This is a genomic window from Candidatus Methylopumilus universalis, from assembly GCF_006365315.1.
Classification (GTDB): Bacteria; Pseudomonadota; Gammaproteobacteria; order Burkholderiales; family Methylophilaceae; genus Methylopumilus; species Methylopumilus universalis.
This window is the reverse complement of record NZ_CP040968.1, coordinates 461,770-478,630: the sequence shown is the minus strand read 5'-3', so window position 1 is coordinate 478,630 and position 16,861 is coordinate 461,770. Positions and strand designations below refer to the sequence as shown.

At 36.9% G+C, this 16,861-nt stretch carries 18 protein-coding genes; 6 read left to right on the top strand and 12 right to left on the bottom strand.

Translation table 11 applies throughout. The features are described from left to right. Positions 1 to 51 precede the first annotated feature (51 nt). Complete coding sequence (locus FIT79_RS02700; RefSeq protein ID WP_139875533.1) at positions 52 to 795, bottom strand: sulfite exporter TauE/SafE family protein; 744 nt, start codon at positions 793 to 795, stop codon at positions 52 to 54. Between the two features lie 86 nt (positions 796 to 881). Here FIT79_RS02700 and FIT79_RS02695 point away from each other — a divergent pair, with 86 nt between their 5' ends. Beyond that, positions 882 to 3,023 carry a YgiQ family radical SAM protein gene (locus FIT79_RS02695; RefSeq protein ID WP_139875532.1) on the top strand — a complete coding sequence of 714 codons (2,142 nt, stop codon included), beginning with the start codon at positions 882 to 884 and terminating at the stop codon, positions 3,021 to 3,023. A 53-nt stretch (positions 3,024 to 3,076) separates the two neighbouring features. Next, complete coding sequence (locus FIT79_RS02690) at positions 3,077 to 3,640, top strand: hypothetical protein (protein WP_139875531.1); 564 nt, start codon at positions 3,077 to 3,079, stop codon at positions 3,638 to 3,640. A gap of 56 nt (positions 3,641 to 3,696) precedes the next feature. Here the strand turns inward: FIT79_RS02690 and FIT79_RS02685 are convergent, their stop codons facing one another. The 7 genes from FIT79_RS02685 to FIT79_RS02655 all read right to left on the bottom strand — a co-directional run bounded on the left by FIT79_RS02685 (position 3,697) and on the right by FIT79_RS02655 (position 9,572). Beyond that, positions 3,697 to 5,034, bottom strand: a complete 1,338-nt coding sequence (locus tag FIT79_RS02685) for a CorA family divalent cation transporter (protein WP_139875530.1) — start codon at positions 5,032 to 5,034, stop codon at positions 3,697 to 3,699. Positions 5,035 to 5,172: 138 nt separating this feature from the next. Beyond that, positions 5,173 to 5,637 (bottom strand): hypothetical protein, encoded by a 465-nt coding sequence (locus FIT79_RS02680; RefSeq protein WP_139875529.1) that lies wholly within the window; start codon positions 5,635 to 5,637, stop codon positions 5,173 to 5,175. Between the two features lie 13 nt (positions 5,638 to 5,650). Then, on the bottom strand, positions 5,651 to 6,988 hold the full coding sequence (locus tag FIT79_RS02675; RefSeq protein ID WP_139875528.1) for a PhoX family protein: 1,338 nt from the start codon (positions 6,986 to 6,988) through the stop codon (positions 5,651 to 5,653). Positions 6,989 to 7,173: 185 nt separating this feature from the next. Further along, positions 7,174 to 7,803 carry a DUF6134 family protein gene (locus FIT79_RS02670; RefSeq protein ID WP_049814243.1) on the bottom strand — a complete coding sequence of 210 codons (630 nt, stop codon included), beginning with the start codon at positions 7,801 to 7,803 and terminating at the stop codon, positions 7,174 to 7,176. Between the two features lie 8 nt (positions 7,804 to 7,811). After that, positions 7,812 to 8,468 carry a DUF4136 domain-containing protein gene (locus tag FIT79_RS02665; RefSeq protein WP_139875527.1) on the bottom strand — a complete coding sequence of 219 codons (657 nt, stop codon included), beginning with the start codon at positions 8,466 to 8,468 and terminating at the stop codon, positions 7,812 to 7,814. A gap of 66 nt (positions 8,469 to 8,534) precedes the next feature. After that, positions 8,535 to 9,134 (bottom strand): cation efflux transmembrane domain-containing protein, encoded by a 600-nt coding sequence (locus tag FIT79_RS02660; RefSeq protein ID WP_139875526.1) that lies wholly within the window; start codon positions 9,132 to 9,134, stop codon positions 8,535 to 8,537. Between the two features lie 12 nt (positions 9,135 to 9,146). After that, complete coding sequence (locus FIT79_RS02655; RefSeq protein ID WP_139875525.1) at positions 9,147 to 9,572, bottom strand: DUF4399 domain-containing protein; 426 nt, start codon at positions 9,570 to 9,572, stop codon at positions 9,147 to 9,149. A 281-nt stretch (positions 9,573 to 9,853) separates the two neighbouring features. Between FIT79_RS02655 and pqqA the strand changes: the two genes are divergently transcribed. Continuing rightward, on the top strand, positions 9,854 to 9,925 hold the full coding sequence (gene pqqA / locus FIT79_RS02650) for a pyrroloquinoline quinone precursor peptide PqqA (protein ID WP_012777389.1): 72 nt from the start codon (positions 9,854 to 9,856) through the stop codon (positions 9,923 to 9,925). Between the two features lie 39 nt (positions 9,926 to 9,964). On the opposite strand, the gene FIT79_RS02645 is transcribed toward pqqA, so the two are convergent. Continuing rightward, positions 9,965 to 10,579, bottom strand: a complete 615-nt coding sequence (locus FIT79_RS02645) for an alternative oxidase (protein ID WP_139875524.1) — start codon at positions 10,577 to 10,579, stop codon at positions 9,965 to 9,967. A gap of 147 nt (positions 10,580 to 10,726) precedes the next feature. Here FIT79_RS02645 and FIT79_RS02640 point away from each other — a divergent pair, with 147 nt between their 5' ends. Next, entirely contained in the window at positions 10,727 to 11,119 is a 393-nt protein-coding gene (locus FIT79_RS02640) for a hypothetical protein (protein WP_139867420.1), read from the top strand. 14 nt (positions 11,120 to 11,133) lie between these two features. Next, positions 11,134 to 11,616, top strand: a complete 483-nt coding sequence (locus tag FIT79_RS02635; protein ID WP_139875523.1) for a toxin-antitoxin system YwqK family antitoxin — start codon at positions 11,134 to 11,136, stop codon at positions 11,614 to 11,616. 96 nt (positions 11,617 to 11,712) lie between these two features. On the opposite strand, the gene FIT79_RS02630 is transcribed toward FIT79_RS02635, so the two are convergent. Together FIT79_RS02630 and FIT79_RS02625 are read right to left on the bottom strand one after the other, a co-directional pair. Beyond that, positions 11,713 to 13,833, bottom strand: a complete 2,121-nt coding sequence (locus FIT79_RS02630) for a TonB-dependent receptor (protein ID WP_139875522.1) — start codon at positions 13,831 to 13,833, stop codon at positions 11,713 to 11,715. A 74-nt stretch (positions 13,834 to 13,907) separates the two neighbouring features. Continuing rightward, complete coding sequence (locus tag FIT79_RS02625; protein ID WP_049814239.1) at positions 13,908 to 14,222, bottom strand: hypothetical protein; 315 nt, start codon at positions 14,220 to 14,222, stop codon at positions 13,908 to 13,910. 84 nt (positions 14,223 to 14,306) lie between these two features. Between FIT79_RS02625 and FIT79_RS02620 the strand changes: the two genes are divergently transcribed. Further along, the gene (locus FIT79_RS02620; RefSeq protein WP_139875521.1) at positions 14,307 to 15,563 is read left to right on the top strand and encodes a Y-family DNA polymerase; all 1,257 of its coding nucleotides are present in this window, start codon (positions 14,307 to 14,309) and stop codon (positions 15,561 to 15,563) included. A gap of 14 nt (positions 15,564 to 15,577) precedes the next feature. Here the strand turns inward: FIT79_RS02620 and nhaD are convergent, their stop codons facing one another. Next, the gene (gene nhaD / locus FIT79_RS02615; protein ID WP_139875520.1) at positions 15,578 to 16,861 is read right to left on the bottom strand and encodes a sodium:proton antiporter NhaD; all 1,284 of its coding nucleotides are present in this window, start codon (positions 16,859 to 16,861) and stop codon (positions 15,578 to 15,580) included.

The window sequence follows — 16,861 nt, the reverse complement described above, 5'->3', positions numbered from 1 at the left end:
TGGGATAGCTTTTTCCCCACATATATATCGCGGTATGTGGGGGTTTTTGTTTTATGTAAGCAACAATTTAAAGCCTGCTATCACCAAAACTAATGCTAATGCTTTTTTAATGGTATTGGCTGTATAAAACTTTATGCCGAGTGTTGTGCCAATCAAAGCACCTATCAATGTAGCACCTATAAATAACGGTAATTGATCTGGTAAATTTTGTACTGAAGAATAATTTCCAAGTAAACCAAAGCTTGAATTAATCAAAATAAAAAGCGCTGTGATTCCTGAAGTTGTTTTTGTTGAGCTCCATCCTAAAAATAAAATAAGTGGAGATAAAAAGATTCCACCTCCTGTTCCAGTCAAACCTGCTAAAAATCCAATGCATGAGCCAATAATAACTGCCAGGAAAAATGGAGGCTTCTTTAGTTTTTTATCGATCTTATTAGAAAGGTTCGTTACGAGAGAAATGGCTGATATTAAAAGTATGATGCCGACGATAGATTTGTAGATATGACTAGGTGCATTTATAAAACCACCTAAAAATGCAAAAGGTATTGCGCCGATTGCGATCGGTAATAAAACTTTAAAATCAAAAAACCCTTTTCGTATAAAACGCCAGCTCGTAAATGAGGCAATAAAAATATTCATAACTAATGCGGTAGGTTTAATCACGGCACTTGGAATATTAAATAAGGTCATGATTGCAATATAGATTGACGCACCAGCATGTCCTACCGATGTATATAAGACTGCGCCAATTAATAAACAAAAGCTAATCGCTACATCAATCAATTCAAGATGCATAAAGATCCCTCGTTTACTGAGTTAAATTCTTTTAAGTAGCTAATTATAAAGCGTTTAATAGAATTATCAGGGTAAAATACTCAACTATGCAAAATGCCACACATTCAACGCCGCAAGCGATTAATAAATACCGCCCTTATTGGGCTAAGCGCTTTGGCACTGCCCCGATGCTGCCTATGTCACGCCGGGAGATGGATGCATTAGGCTGGGATAGTTGTGACATCATTTTGGTGACGGGTGACGCTTACATAGATCACCCTAGTTTCGGTATGGCTTTAATTGGGCGACTGCTAGAAGAGCAAGGATTCCGAGTGGGTATTTTGTCGCAACCTGATTGGTCAAGCGCCGAACCATTTAAAGCATTAGGAAAGCCTAATCTTTATTTTGGTATCACGGCTGGCAATATGGATAGCATGGTGAACCGATATACGGCTGATCGAAAAATTCGTTCAGATGACGCTTATACACCAGGTGCTGTTGCTGGCAAACGACCTGATCGAGCAGTACTCGTCTATTCTCAGCGTTGTCGAGAAGCGTTTTCTGATGTGCCTTTAGTCATTGGTAGTATTGAAGCAAGTCTTCGTAGAATTGCACATTACGATTACTGGTCTGACAAAGTGCGTCGCTCAGTTCTTGTAGATTCTAAGGCTGATATCTTGTTATATGGCAATGCTGAACGAGCGCTCATTGAACTTACACATCGCATCGCTGATGGAGAAAAAATAGAAGATATTCAAGATATTCGAGGCACGGCGTTCTTGCGTAAAAAAATTCCTGAAGGCTGGGAGGAAATAGCTTCTACGCATCTTGACCGCCCTGGAAAAGTTGAAACACATATAGATCCTTATGAGATGAAAATGGGCGCAGGCACTGAATGTGAAACTAACGCCAAATCGAATGAGGAAAAATTACCCGACGGCATGCAAGTTATTAAGGTGGTTCGAAAAACAAAAGCTGATCGAAGTATGCAGGTTGTTCGCTTACCAAGCTTTGAGGAAGTGGTTGATGACCCTGTACTTTATGCCCATGCATCGCGTGTACTTCATTTAGAAGCTAATCCAGGAAATGCGCGAGCACTTATCCAAAAACATGGTGATAGAGAAGTCTGGCTTAATCCCCCCCCTATTCCGCTCACCACAAAAGAAATGGATTATGTATACGATCTTCCTTATGCAAGAAAACCGCATCCTAGCTATGGTGATGCCAAAATTTCTGCATGGGAAATGATTCGCTTCTCTGTCAATATTATGCGCGGATGTTTTGGTGGATGTACTTTCTGTTCTATAACAGAACATGAAGGTCGAATTATTCAGAGCCGATCAGAAGAAAGCATTCTAAAAGAGGTTGAAGAAATTAGAGATAAGGTAGATGGATTTACAGGTGTCATTTCAGACCTAGGGGGGCCTACAGCTAATATGTATCGCATGGCTTGTAAGTCAGAAAAAATTGAAGCCTCTTGTCGAAAACTTTCTTGTGTTTATCCAGGCATTTGTGAAAATTTAAATACCGATCACACTGCACTGATAGAACTTTATCGAAAAGCAAGAAATACCAAAGGCATTAAAAAAGTACTCATTGGATCAGGCCTTCGTTATGACTTGGCTGTTACCTCACCTGAATATGTAAAAGAATTAGTGCAGCACCATGTGGGTGGCTATCTAAAAATTGCGCCTGAGCACTCTGAAGAAAATGTGCTATCTAAAATGATGAAGCCAGGCATGGGTTCATATAACAAATTTAAAGAAATGTTTGACCGCTTTTCAAAAGAAGTAGGTAAAGAACAGTATTTAATCCCTTACTTCATTGCAGCCCATCCAGGCGCCACGGATGAAGATATGATGAATTTAGCCTTATGGTTAAAAGAGCATGATTTTAAATTAGACCAAGTGCAAACATTCACACCAACACCGATGGCAATGGCCACAGCTATGTATCACTCAGGTAAAAATCCTTTACGTAAAGTGACCCACGATAGTGAAGAAATTCCTATTCCTCGAGCAGGTGGTGTGCGTCGACTTCATAAAGCATTCATTCGTTACCATGACCCTAAGAATTGGCCGATGTTACGTGAAGCATTACAGCGTATGGGTCGATCTGATTTAATTGGGGATAGCAAAAAACATCTTATCCCTGCAAGACAACCTTTATCTGAAAATCATTCAAGACGAATGCATCAATTTGCTAGAAATAAAGCACCCGCAACAAAAACTTTCAAACGCGCTCGATAACCCTTAACTTCGTCAAGAAGTTGAAAGAAGATACAGTGAAAAATAAAAGAATAATGACTCTCCTAGATCAAATGGAAGCAATTGAAAAAGAACTCAACGAAGTCATTCATGAGCAAGAAATTAAATTTAATTATGAATTTAAAGGTAAAAAGGTTGAGTTTGAAGCTTCAATGAAAGAGGCACACAAGAAACTCAAAATAGGTCTTATCAGATGGCTTTCAACAAGGCCGCAAAATCTAATTACAGGCCCTATTATCTACAGCATGATTTTCCCAATGTTAATTTTAGATTTATGTATCAGCTTTTATCAACTCACTTGCTTTCCTATCTATAAAATAAAGCTAGCAAAAAGAAGTAATTACATCTCTTTTGATCGTCACCATCTTCATTACCTCAATTGGATTGAGAAATTTCATTGTACTTATTGCGCCTATGGTGCTGGGCTTCTTTCATATATCACTGAAATTGTAGCGAGAACTGAGCAGTACTTCTGCCCTATCAAACATGCAAGAAAAGTGATGGGCACTCATTCTCGATATATTAAATTTTTAGAATATGGTGATGCTGAAGATTATCAAAAAAATCTAGAAGCTTTTAGAAGACAGCTTTCGACTTAAATTTAAAAAAAAAGAAAAGCCACTCGTAAGAGTGGCTTTTTTATATCTAAAAAAACTTAATTACCTTCGGATCTTAATCGTTCAATACGCTTATTTTCAAAAGCTCTTAATCCAATAAAAGTTAGCGCGCCAATAGCAACCATAATTAAAACAAAACAACCGTAAGCTAATGGCCATGGAATGCCATTAGTCATCATGCTAAATTCAGACATACCGCCAATACCTGCAATAATATTCACTGGCATAAACACCACGCTAATAATTGTTAATCTTTTCAAATCAATATTTTGATTTACGTTCAAGAAACCCACCGTAGCATCCATCTGGAAATTGATCTTATTAAATAAGAATGATGTATGACCATCTAAAGAATCAATGTCACGTAAAATTTCTTTAACATCTTCATGCTGACTTGCAGATAAAAGTTTTGAGCGCATTAAAAAAGATAGCGCGTTTCTAGTATCCATCACATTGCGTCTAATCTTACCGTTCAAATCTTCTTCGATCGCTATATCAGAGAGTATGGTCGCAGCTTGGCTATTCGTCATGTAAGACTTCACAACTTGACTGCCCACTTTTTCTAACCTTGAGTAAACATCTTCTAGTGCGTTGGCTGAATACTCAATATCTGCTGCATATAAGTCCAATAAGACATCTTTAGCCTGTGACACGTAACCTGCCTCTGCACGCGCTCTTAATCGTTGAAGTCTAAATACAGGCAACTCTTCGTTTCGCACTGTAAAGAGTATTTTGTCTTTAAGAACAAAGGCGACGGTAACATTCTTAGATTCTTTAGTTGTGTCTAGCAAGAAATTAGAGTGAAGATGGATTTCACCATTATCTTCAATATAAAAACGTGCGCTTGTCTCAAGATCAGTCAATTCGTTAGGATTGGGGATATGGGCACCAAAAATTTCCCTTGCCCATTCGAGCTGCTCAATTTCAGGTGTCACAAGATCTACCCAGATAGGCTTGGCCTTTTCAAGATCTTTTCTGCTGTAGATAGGTATCTGACGCAAGCGGCCTTTAAAGAGGTCGAATACTCGAATCACCGTAATTTGTTCTTTGTTTGGCGTTTCATCTGATACAAGGTCCATACGGATATCATCAGAAACATCAAGGAGCACATCGTCACGACGGCTTGACTCAATATGATCCCAAACGACGATACGCTCTTGTTCTGATAAAGCCTCTAGAATTCGGGCGATTTCATTGACTTCAAGCTTCTTAATGAGCCTTTCTAATTCAATTGAGTTTTGTTTTTGAACTAAAGATTCGACAATGTCTTGGCGAGACATTTCTTGCCTTTGAATGAGGTTTCCGACTAAGTTTTGCTTGGCTAGCAAGTTTTTGATGCTAGATAATTTCTTATCAATGTTGTTTTTTTCTGACATGATAATTGCCTCTAATTCAGATTAAGCTTAAGGTTTCGGCAATTGTAAAGTAATAGCTATCAAATTGAAACCTTAATAGCCAACAAAAAATAAGAAGTTATAAATGATGGATTTAGTACATATCCAAATGAATTTAATTTATCTTTTTTTTAAGCGATAAATTAGTAAGATAGAAAGAAATAAAATGTTTGGATACCAGATATACCAGTGCGTCCATGGAATGCCATCTATCTTAAAATCTGATATTGGCCAAAAAATTGGTGTAGCAAAAAAAGCTTTTGAATGAAATGGAAAATCGAGAACAATATGAAATGGCCAAGCCAGCATGGCCATAGCCAATGCTCGATTAAACCGATAAACACAATAAATAATCGGCAAACATATAATGAAACTGTGGCCGACTGAGTAACTCAAGAAGAGCCAATCTGGAATGGACTCCAAGGCAGGCTTACCAAAATACCAATTTCCTGTTGTGATATTGATGAGTAAAAATATGCCAAATGAAATTAAGTCTGGCATTGCACCAAAAAAAATTGCAGCCCATGGATACCTCTTATATCCAAATAATCCATAGCCCCACAAGGCATGACTTAATGTATCCATAATAATTTAACGATTAATTTTTTGTTGATGGGCCTGATATAAGCCATAACTGTCCATGCTCAACTAACTTTGTATCTTTATGATCAAGATGTGCTTGCGTGGTGCCAAGATAATACCTGTGATTGGTATCAAACCATGAAGCTTTACGCAACAAAGATGTAACTTCAACAATACCTGAATGCTCTTCATCGATAGTCATAAAATCAGCTGCTCCAGGTTTAAATAAATCTGGATTAGATTCAAATAGTTTAGTCGTTTTATTTAGCATAGGCTCATACATCCAAATCACTGCCAAACGCGCATTTTCTCCTGGGTCTTCTTGCGCCAATACTCGACCATCGCCATCTACAACAATATTATCAAACATCTCAGCGCCTATACTTTGAGCGCTTAAGGGGGCGCTAATTCGTCCGCCATGCAGAGGATTTGAGATGTCATCAAAAACTAATTGATTCAATCGGCTATCACCCCCAATTTTGTCGGTAGTAGCAAACCAAAATTTACTAGCATCTAAAGCATCCCAAGCACCGTCTTCCGGCCTTGCAAACCCAGTAGCGCCAAGTTTCTTAGCTTCCTCTCTGAGAGTTTTGCCATCTAGGCTTGTCATACCTGTCAAAGGTACTAAACTAAAGCGCTCGTTAGTGACTTTAATCGCATACAACTGCCCGCCAACTAATCCAGATTGTTCAACCGGATTTCCCACTTTTGTTTTATTGCCCAAATAGACCAATAGCAAACCATCCTGAATATCATCCAAGCCAATGACCAAAGTTCGATCTTGATTTACAGGATTAGCCAATAAGTTTTCCCATGCAATATGCCCAAAATCAGGCATTAAGTAACTGATACCTTCTAGAGTGTGGGCAAATGCACGACCACCTGCTTTATCTTCTTCACCATTTAAAAATAACTGCCCGTTAAATCCCTTACGCGTCGTTGCATTATAAAAAGCCGAAATGGGTGGCAAATCCGCAGAACAAAATCGATTAAATTTTAAGCCATTTGGAACAGTTGATTTAATTAAGTCCGAACCGCTTTTTACCTTGAGACTTTCAATATCAATGACCCAACGAGAAACAAAAGCACCCTTTTCACCATGAGTGCGAGTCGCTCCTTTATCGTTAGGAATCTCATGGTTCATAAGCAAATTAAAAGTACCATCGTTATTTGCAAAAACACCTAAACCATCTGGCACGCCAGCCATGGCATAGCCATTACCAGCAGATTCACCTACAGTGATAATTGGCTGCATTTTCCAACCAGGCGCCACGGGAATAATGTAGGCTGGAGCCGAAATAGCGGTACTAGAAAATACAATCGTGACAAATAACGCTTTTAGTAATAGCTGCATAAAGGCCTTTTTTAATTAAACAATAAAATAATAAAAAACTATCAATGCTTTTTTTGAATGTAAAAAATTTGAAGAATTTTTTTAAATATTTTAACTTTAATAAGAGTCAAAATTTTGACAGCTTTTAAGATAATCTAAATTTCGCCCAGTCAAATAACTAAGCCGACCAACTCGAGAAATCTAATCTACTTCAAAATATAGGAAATGTGATGGTCGTCAGGTGTGATTGATTCTAACTTGACCCATTCCTTATTATCTTTATACCAAATCTGGATATTAATTTTAGGTCCCGTGATTCGATAGGAGTCGGCTTCTATATTTTCATTTTTTACTTTAATAGTTTCCTTGCCTAAACTTTTAATTTGTACTTCAGTGTATTCGCCCATCTGGACATTCAATAATTTACTTTGCTTTAACATTAATGGATTCCAATAGCTAAAAGTCATAGGACACTCGGCAGAAAAAGCTTCTTTTGCAGGCTCAATCAACTTAAATGTATTGGTTTCAAATTTTCCAACAACTTTGTAATCATCTCCTCCATCTTGCGTTGAAGCGTTTATCGAATGAAGACAGTTTTTACTCCAAAGTTCCTGCGATATATGTTTGTATTTATAAACGGGTATTGATAAGACTGTGACTTTAAAATTTGCATTACTCGTCAGCTGATGAAATTTTTCTTCTTCTTTTAATTGGAAGGTATGTTCGCCAATTAATTTACCATCCATAAGCACATCAAAGTTCCAGTCTTTTGCAAAACAAATGCTTGGTAAAAAAAATAAAATAAAGCTAAATTTTTTAAAGGAAAAATTTTTCATCACAAGAGCTAGCAAACACCACTCCAAGATTTCTCTAATGACTGAGTCTCGTTATTCTTTCCGGGAAAATTATTGAAAAACATATCAATTAAGTATGGAAGCGTTGAAGTAAGTTTTGAACAAGTACCTTTACTTCTTAAACTCCCCTCAAAAAGTTTATCGAGCTCTTTGTCTTTAGATTTAGGTTTTGCTATATCAATATGGATATATCTTGTATACAAAGTATATTTATTAGTATGCGTTTGGTAGCCACGATATCCATACATTGGCAAGCCAGGATACATAGCCCATGAATTTAGTGAATATCCCGTATAACCAATCATTCCAAAATCAGGCACTGTATAAGTCTCTGTCATCTCTTTTCCGTTGTCGTCACCATAGTCAAAGAAAAGGAGTAACTCAGGTTTTTTGGAGTGATCAATGACAGTGAAACCTAATTTCTCGATACGATCTTTAAGGATCCCTGCATAATTTTTAAATTCCAATGAGCTTTTTTGAGACTGATGCCATGGAACTATCGCTATGGTAGTGGGTTTAAAGTCATTAGGAAGTTCATGGAAGACAGTGAGCTCAGCTTTGAGGGTGGGATTTTTCTCTGCAAGGGACTGACAACCACTAATACTTATTAGTGAAAAAAGACTAACTAACAAAAAGAAAAATTTCATATCTGTACGACCTTATAATCTATTTTTTGTTCCAGAATTTAGCCTTAAATAGCAGTGCCTTAAAAATTAGGGTTTCAAGGGTATTTCGTGACTCTCTGAAGCTTCCCAGATTTCTTTTGCTGCATCAAGATTGATGGCCATAATCAAAAATCCAACTATTAAATCTGGCCACATCGATACCCAAATGTATCCTATTAAGCCTGCAATAATAATGCCTATGTTAGCTAACGCATCATTTCGTGCAGAAAGAAAGGCGGCTCTCGTTAAACTGCCTTGATAATTTCTAAATCGCATTAAAATAAAAGTACAGGTAAGGTTCACAAGCAATGCCCCAAAACCTGTCAAAGAGAGAATAGAAGGATCTGGAACTGACGGCATATTAAATTTTTGCCAAATTGTGTATAAAAAAGCAAGGGCAGGTATTACCAAAATCATTGCTAAACATTTACCCAGCCTTGCTTTGCTTTTGATCGACCATCCAAACGCTAAAAAAATAAGAATATTAATTGACGCATCTTCGAGAAAATCAATGCTGTCAGCAAAAAGAGAGCTGGAATGTATATTATTTGCTGCTATAAACTCTACAAAAAAATAAGTTAAATTAGCAAATGCAACAAATAAAACTGATTTTGCAAATTGTGCATCTTGTTTATGCTGAAGAGTCATAAATTGAAATAATTATTGCACTTCAATTTGGATAGTTTTACTTAGTTCTTCGCCGTACGAGCGATGATATCCATCTGCAAACTGAAGGGTAAGCTTATAGATACCCGAAGTTAAGTTGAGCTCGATTTCTTTCTGCCCTTTACCAAAATGCAAATGATTTGAATCTGCTGGAATTGTTAAACCTTTTGCTATGTATGGCTGGTTAATCAATAAATGATGATGGCCGGAACCTTCTGTATATTCTCCTGCTGGACTAATAAGCATGCCACTTAATTCAAATACAACCTTAAAAGGGCTTTTGACTTTATCTCCATCTTTTAGGTTAGCAAAGCTTACTGAGGGCTTATTCAATACGCCTTCATCTCTTGGGTACGAGAAAATATTTAAGGAAAGAAGGAGGGTTAATACACCTACAAATAAAAGAGCTTTTATTTTCATCAGTAATGATCCTTAATTAAGTATACAAATCATACAACAAATTTTTCCTTTTCCATTCAATCAACTAAATGAGCGATATGCTGAAATACTGCCTCATTAGATCAAAATTGCACCCTTGAAATACTTAGGGTCTAATCTTTTTTTAATGATTCTTCATGAATTTACTTAGGCTTTATTGAGTGGACTAAGTCTATTGCGTTTTAGTTGTGAGAGTAATATCACTTCAACAAGTTAAACGCTTGTGAAGAAAATAATGCAACTAACTATTAAAGGAAAATATTATGTGGACAACTCCAGCAGCTACAGAAATGCGTTTTGGCTTTGAAGTAACTATGTACGTAATGAACAAGTAATTGTTTATTAGTACCCTAAATAAAAAAGCCTAGCTTCTGCTAGGCTTTTTTATTAAGTTGATTCGAAAAGTAGTGATTGACATCCCTGTGATTCATTTCATCTTCTCTAACCGCTATAACCACATCACTTAAGCGCGCATCTTTTTTAAGATGCCAGTAATCAATAGCTATTTGAGGTGCTGGAATATTTTCATACTTGCCTTCTTGAATGCCCTGCAAATATTCTGTATAGCTATAGACAGCCTCTTCTTCAAAATAGCCAACCAAACGATGAGCTGTTTTGGACGATATCAAATAAAGCAAAAAGAATAAATTATAGAAAATACCTTGCGCTAAAATAATCAAAAATCGCTCGAATGTATTAGGTTTGGCAATTTCAATAAAAGTCATTAAATGCATACGTTCATTCTCGGCCTCATCCAGAAGTGTCTTTATCCATCCTTGATCATTTTCGATACGCCTTAAAGACTTAAGATGCTGCAATGTGCCACCCACCATACCTGGCACACCCGCCACGGTCTCTAATACTACTGCCCTATGTCCATAACGTCCTGCAAAGAAAGTATCGGCAAAGACACGTAGAAATTTAGTACAAACTAAAGCAAAGTAGTCGGAAAAACTTTCAGCTTCATGATGAATAATTCTTTTTATCATATTGTTTTTAAGAGTTAATTTAGCCTCGTTGAGTTCAATCCATAATGCCTAAATTCTAGATTATTCCATTTTGAATTATTTTGACCCTTATTGTGAACTTTTTCCAAGAATATATGACAAAGAACCATTAAATTTATATGGATTTTTATGAAACATCTTATTTTCTTACTTTTAGCCTTAAGCCAGCAGCTATGGGCTGCCAATAATAACGATATAGATATAAAGAAGCTCGAAAATCAAAGAGCTTTTATTGGTCAAATCAACCAATGCATGAACCCTAATCAGTTAGATGAATTTATCAAAAAAGCTATTCAAAATACCTCTGACCAAGAAAAAAGATCAAAATATGCTGGAGTTCTTGAGGAGCTCATTAAATATAACCCTTCTTGCTTTATTGCGAGCATTAATAAACTAGACAATAAAAATTGTAAACAAGTTGAAGCGTCTTATATTAATGAACCTCATTTTTACCCTCGCGAAGATCTTAAAACTTCACTAAGACAAACTAAAGATTTCTCTAAAAGCTGCTTAGCAAGTTAAGGTAATATTCCTATATGTTATCTATTAAAAACTTTAAGGTATTTTATCTTTTAGGTATCCTGCTCTTTTCATTTGCAACACATGCCAATGAAACATCCGAAAAGCCATTAACTGGCAAATACACTGAGAAGTACCACAATGGAAATTTAAAATATGAAGTTAATTACATTAATGGAAAAAAAGAAGGTTTAGAAACTTTTTGGTACATCAGTGGCGGAAAATATATTCAAACAAGCTATAAGAACGATAAAGAAGATGGTATCTGGAATCAGTGGTTCGAAAATGGCCAACTAAAGCTAGAAGCACATTACAAAAATGGAAAGGAAGATGGTTTATTTACCCTTTTTTATGACAACGGCACCAAGCGATCTGAATCTAATTTTGTAAATGGTGAAAAAGTGGGATACGAAACTTATTGGGAAAGAAATGGTGACGTCAAATCAAAGACATTGTACAAATCTAAGTCGTTAGATAAAGATAATAAACCAGCTAATTAAATAGGTTATTCAAGAGTTAAAGTTTTCAAGACCTTTGCATCAAAGCCTTACTCCAGCCCAAGAAAATTCCTTTGCCTGGGCCTCAAATTTTGTCTGCTAGAATTCGCCTCGAAGTCCAAACATGATTGATCGTCCACCCATCGGCGCTATATCTTTTAAGAAAGATGTATGCTCGCGAATTTCTTCGTCCAATAAATTATTAGCTCGTGTAAAGGCCTCTAGATTTAATTGTGTAGGTAACTTATAAGTGGCCATCATACTGACGTTTGTATAAGCATCTGTCATAAGCTCTTTACCTCCCTGATAATTATAATTTGACGCAACACGATCTTGCTTGAAAGCATGGAGCACATCTAACCTTGCACCAAAACGATCAAATTCATATTTAAGACCTGCGCCTAATTTAAGGGGCGATATACGAGGCACATAACCACCATTCGTTTTATCCTTGGCATCGACATAATCTCCTCTTACATTAAACTGAACGTAATCTGTCAACATAGTTTTACCTTCTAACTCCACACCTTTAAATTCAGCTTTAATGCCTGAAAAGGTAGATTTTAAGTAGGTAATTTCAGTGCCTTCTTCCGCCTCATTATGGGCATGACCCTCTGAGTTTGTTGATAAAAGGCCGATAAAATTTGAAAACTTATTAAAATAAGCCCCAACAGTTAAACTGTCCTGCCCAGACTTCCAGCGAATCTGTCCATCTAGTCCATTCGATTTTTCCTTTTTTAAATCTGACTGACCTTCTTGATAAACTCCTGTTGCTGTATGTACCCCATTTGCAAAGAGTTCAAAATAAGATGGTGCTCGTTCATTGTGGGATAAATTACCTGTTAATGACCATTGCTCATTGAGCGCATATAAACCGCCAATTGCTGCATTATTGGTACTAAATTTTTTTCTTGAAGGATCGCCAAATTTAGCTAAATCAGTATCATGATCAATTTCTCCACCACCTTTACTCTCAACTTCATGCTTACCATGCCTAAGACCAAAGGTCATTTTATGTTGGTTGAGAGGAAGTTCTTCATAAACATAAACGGACTGTGAGTTAGTTTTTGAATTAGGTATAAAAGCTTCGTGTCCGATTGCATCAAATTTACCATTATCAAATTGTGTACCGATCACCCCTTTTAAACCGAACAAAGGTACATGCATCAGCTCAAACGTTCCATCTATCGCTCTATTTTTAAAGGTGGTGTGAATTGTAACCGCGTCCATCTCATGATGACGGTAATCTGTGTAAGCTGCTTTAAATTTAGCCCTTTCAAAAAAACTACCTAAGTCTCTTATTTCAGATGCAAAATCAATGCGATCCGTATCCATGTCCAAAAGAATACCGGGCTCCTTAACGCTACCGTACTTTGTTTGATGTTTAGCGTAACTCACCCCAGCATAACCTCTATCAAAAATCATCGAAGCTCCCACTGCTCCTCCCCTTGTTTCAGATTGGCTGTTAAGAAGTTTTTTTCTGCCATGGTTAGTTGGGTAAGTGCGATAATCCCCTGGGTAAACATCAACGACTATGTCGCCTGCTGCTGGATTCCAATACTTAGTCGACTCAAGTCTATTTGAAATTGCGTTACCCGGTATTCGTAAATTCTTCGAATCTCGGTTATAAGCGTCAAAGTGCATCACAAAATTTCCTGTACCCACATCAACCACAGCCGCATTACTTTGCTCTAAATTAGCACCTCCATAACGCACTTCACCTCGACCCGTAATCCCCTGGAGTTTTTCTTTAGGGATACGGTGATCAATGGCATTTACTACACCGCCTACTGCTCCACCACCATAAAGAAGGGTCGCAGGTCCGCGAATCACATCAATCTGCTCAATAATTAAAGGATCGATCGATACACCATGGTCAGAACTTAAGTTAGAAGCATCTAAATTATTAACGCCATTCTGCAGAATCTTAACGCGATCGCTATCCATACCTCGAATCATAGGACGCCCTACTGAAGGGCCAAAGGAACTATTGCTTACACCTGGAATACTATTTAATGTTTCGGCTAATGTATTTTCTCGTTTTAATGAAAGTTCACGGCCATTTAAAATTGAAATGGGGACCACCATTTGATCAGAGCCAACACCTAAAGGATTTCCAGTTACTGCCGTGGTGGGTATAGTTAAAGTTCCCTTATCGGCAGCTACTGCCGGAAAAGTAAACATAAAAAATAATGCACATGTTATTTTTTTGAGCTTCATTTTGAAACCTCTTCAATAAAAAATTAGTAAAGCAAACGTCCTTAAAAGATTTAAGGAGGTAAATTAAATTAAATTTAATTTAATACTGAAGTTTGAGGTGGAGCGCGAGCAGCAAAGTGAATTGCTGTGAGAGATTCATATGAATGAGACTGGACTACAAATACCGTGTAATGATTTAATTCTTCAAGATTGAAAACAAATTCACTATCATTAATATGCTGAAGTTTTGCGAAACCAATACATTGGGTACAAGAGCTCAGATCTGACTTATGAGATTGGGTCTTTTGGGTGTGTTCCTGTATATGAGAAATTTCATGCGCAATCGCTGCTTGCTGACTAAAAGCAAACAAAAAGATTAAACATAAAATACTATAGAGGCGCTTAAACATAACGGCAGTTTAGCACAGATTTATTTAAAAAAATCCCCCCGCCCTAACCTGCTCGAACCCCTTGTTTTCAAGTAAAATAAATTTATGAAATCCATTGCCCTTATTGACGTTAATAACTTCTATGTCAGCTGTGAAAGAGTATTTAATCCTAAGCTAGAAAATAAACCAGTGGTGGTATTAAGTAACAACGACGGCTGTGCTATCTCCCGTTCTAATGAAGCTAAAGAACTTGGCATTAAAATGGGTACGCCTTGGTTTAAATTTAAAGAGTTTGCCAAGCAAGAGAATGTCACAGCCCTGTCATCTAACTACACACTCTATTTAGATATGAGTCATCGCGTAATGACGTTGTTGTCCAAATTTAGTCCTGACCAAGAAATTTATTCCGTGGATGAATCATTCCTAGACCTAAGCTCATTCAAATCCAAAGATCTCATTAAGTATGGCCAACAAATTAAAACTAAAATTAAACAATGGACAGGATTACCTGTGTCTATTGGTATAGGCTCAACCAAAACATTATCTAAATTAGCTAATCACATTGCAAAAAAGAATCCATCATTTAAAGGTGTGTGTAATTTAAATGTCATGGATGAAGACACGCTTGAAACCTGGATGAGTCATTTTCCTGTTACTGACATTTGGGGGGTTGGTAGATCATTAGCGCCTAAACTTAATCAACTTGGCATTATGTCTATCCTAGATTTAAAACATGCAGATCCAGACTATATACGTCAACAATTTAGTATTGTCCTTGAAAAGACAGTACGTGAACTTAATGGTGTGATGTGTATAGAATTAAAAGATATAGAAGAACCTAATAAAGAGATTATAGTATCGCGTTCTTTTGGTAGACGAGTGAGAGACAAACAAGAACTCATAGAGGCTGTGACTTCATATACCACCCGCGCCGCTGAAAGAATGAGAAAACAAGAATCAGTCGCTACATCCTTATATATCTACATTAGAACAAGTCCACATGATGATAAGAAACAATATGCGAACGGAGTCAACATTCCCTTATTTCAGCCGAGTGATGATTCAATGGTATTAACCAATGCAGCCTTATTGGGATTAGATTATATTTACCGTGAGGGTTTTGATTATCAAAAAGCTGGTATTACATTATGTAATTTAACTTCCAAACATAAAATGCAAGGCCATTTATTTAGCGATACGATTTCAAATTCTCGCATGAAGATCATGGACACCATCAACCAAAGATGGAAAGGTAAATTAAAGTTAGGTAGTGAAGGTATAACAAAAGAATGGGAAATGAAGGCTCAATTCAAATCAAGGAACTACACAACTAACTGGAATCAGCTAATCATCGCGCACTAAATCTAGATAGCGTTTTAATGAGTTAGATTGTATTGAGTGATATAAACAGCTATACCTGCGAAATACCCAATTAAAGCTAACCAACTAATCTTTTTAACGTACCAAAAGAATGGTATTTTTTCTAAGCCCATTGCAGCGACTCCTGCAGCTGAACCAATAATGAGTATGGACCCACCTGTGCCTGCACAATAGGCCATAAATTCCCATAAGAAACTATCAGCCGGATATTGAGTTAAGTCATACATGCCCATTGAAGCTGCGACAAGGGGTACATTATCAACAACAGCACTCAATAATCCCAATAACGTCACAATATAATCCTGACGACCCACTGTTTTATCTAAAAATTCAGAGAATGAGTGAAGTATATGGCTATGCTCGAGTGTTGCCACAGCTAATAAAATACCGATAAAGAAAACAATGGAAGTCATATCAATTCGATGCAAAGCATGGGCTAGAGTGAATTGCTGTTTGTCAGCATCATCCTTCTTGTAATGTATCAAATCCCCTACCAGCCAAAGAATTCCTAATCCAAAAAGGATACCCATAAAAGGTGGTAAATGCGTCACTGTTTTAAATACAGGTACTAAGATCAAAATACCAAGCCCCAAATAAAACATGGTATTTCGCTCAAAATCAGATGTCAGCATTGAAGAGGCGCTGTATGTTTTAGTTTGCGTTGAAATAAGTTTGCCTCGCATGGCATGACTAACAAACAATAACGGTGCAATGAGATTAGCTAATGAGGCCAAGAACAATCCTTTAATAATCGCTAGTGTTGTAATCTGCCCTCCAATCCATAACATGGTCGTTGTAACATCCCCAATAGGAGACCAAGCGCCCCCTGCATTAGCAGAAATCACTACCATTGCTGCGAATAGGAGACGATCTTCTTGTTTTTGTAAAAGTTTTCTTGTGAGAGAAATCATGACAATAGTGGCTGTTAAATTATCTAAAACTGCACTTAGGAAAAAGGATAGGAATCCAACTATCCACAATAAATGTGAAAGTTTTTTAGTTTTAATGCGAGATGTAATAACTTCAAAGCCATTATGCGCATCAATCACCTCAACAATGGTCATAGCACCAATTAAGAAGAAAACAATTTCTGCGGTAGAAGCTATAGATTCACTTAGTTGATGGCCTACGAGTTTATGGTCACCTGTTGAAACTGCGTAAATAGTCCAAAGCAAACCTGCTCCCAATAGTGCGGTGGCTGATTTATTGATTTTTATAGAATGCTCAAGTGTGATTGCGGCATATGTAATTACAAAAATAATAATGAGAGCACTAAGCAT

Coding starts and splice junctions, on each gene's coding strand:
- FIT79_RS02700 (WP_139875533.1), bottom strand. CDS start 795: ATGCATCTTGAATTGATTGATGTAGCGATTAGCTTTTGTTTATTAATT.
- FIT79_RS02695 (WP_139875532.1), top strand. CDS start 882: ATGCAAAATGCCACACATTCAACGCCGCAAGCGATTAATAAATACCGC.
- FIT79_RS02690 (WP_139875531.1), top strand. CDS start 3,077: ATGACTCTCCTAGATCAAATGGAAGCAATTGAAAAAGAACTCAACGAA.
- FIT79_RS02685 (WP_139875530.1), bottom strand. CDS start 5,034: ATGTCAGAAAAAAACAACATTGATAAGAAATTATCTAGCATCAAAAAC.
- FIT79_RS02680 (WP_139875529.1), bottom strand. CDS start 5,637: ATGGATACATTAAGTCATGCCTTGTGGGGCTATGGATTATTTGGATAT.
- FIT79_RS02675 (WP_139875528.1), bottom strand. CDS start 6,988: ATGCAGCTATTACTAAAAGCGTTATTTGTCACGATTGTATTTTCTAGT.
- FIT79_RS02670 (WP_049814243.1), bottom strand. CDS start 7,803: ATGAAAAATTTTTCCTTTAAAAAATTTAGCTTTATTTTATTTTTTTTA.
- FIT79_RS02665 (WP_139875527.1), bottom strand. CDS start 8,468: ATGAAATTTTTCTTTTTGTTAGTTAGTCTTTTTTCACTAATAAGTATT.
- FIT79_RS02660 (WP_139875526.1), bottom strand. CDS start 9,134: ATGACTCTTCAGCATAAACAAGATGCACAATTTGCAAAATCAGTTTTA.
- FIT79_RS02655 (WP_139875525.1), bottom strand. CDS start 9,572: ATGAAAATAAAAGCTCTTTTATTTGTAGGTGTATTAACCCTCCTTCTT.
- FIT79_RS02645 (WP_139875524.1), bottom strand. CDS start 10,579: ATGATAAAAAGAATTATTCATCATGAAGCTGAAAGTTTTTCCGACTAC.
- FIT79_RS02640 (WP_139867420.1), top strand. CDS start 10,727: ATGAAACATCTTATTTTCTTACTTTTAGCCTTAAGCCAGCAGCTATGG.
- FIT79_RS02635 (WP_139875523.1), top strand. CDS start 11,134: ATGTTATCTATTAAAAACTTTAAGGTATTTTATCTTTTAGGTATCCTG.
- FIT79_RS02630 (WP_139875522.1), bottom strand. CDS start 13,833: ATGAAGCTCAAAAAAATAACATGTGCATTATTTTTTATGTTTACTTTT.
- FIT79_RS02625 (WP_049814239.1), bottom strand. CDS start 14,222: ATGTTTAAGCGCCTCTATAGTATTTTATGTTTAATCTTTTTGTTTGCT.
- FIT79_RS02620 (WP_139875521.1), top strand. CDS start 14,307: ATGAAATCCATTGCCCTTATTGACGTTAATAACTTCTATGTCAGCTGT.
- nhaD (WP_139875520.1), bottom strand. CDS start 16,861: ATGCTTAGTGCTCTCATTATTATTTTTGTAATTACATATGCCGCAATC.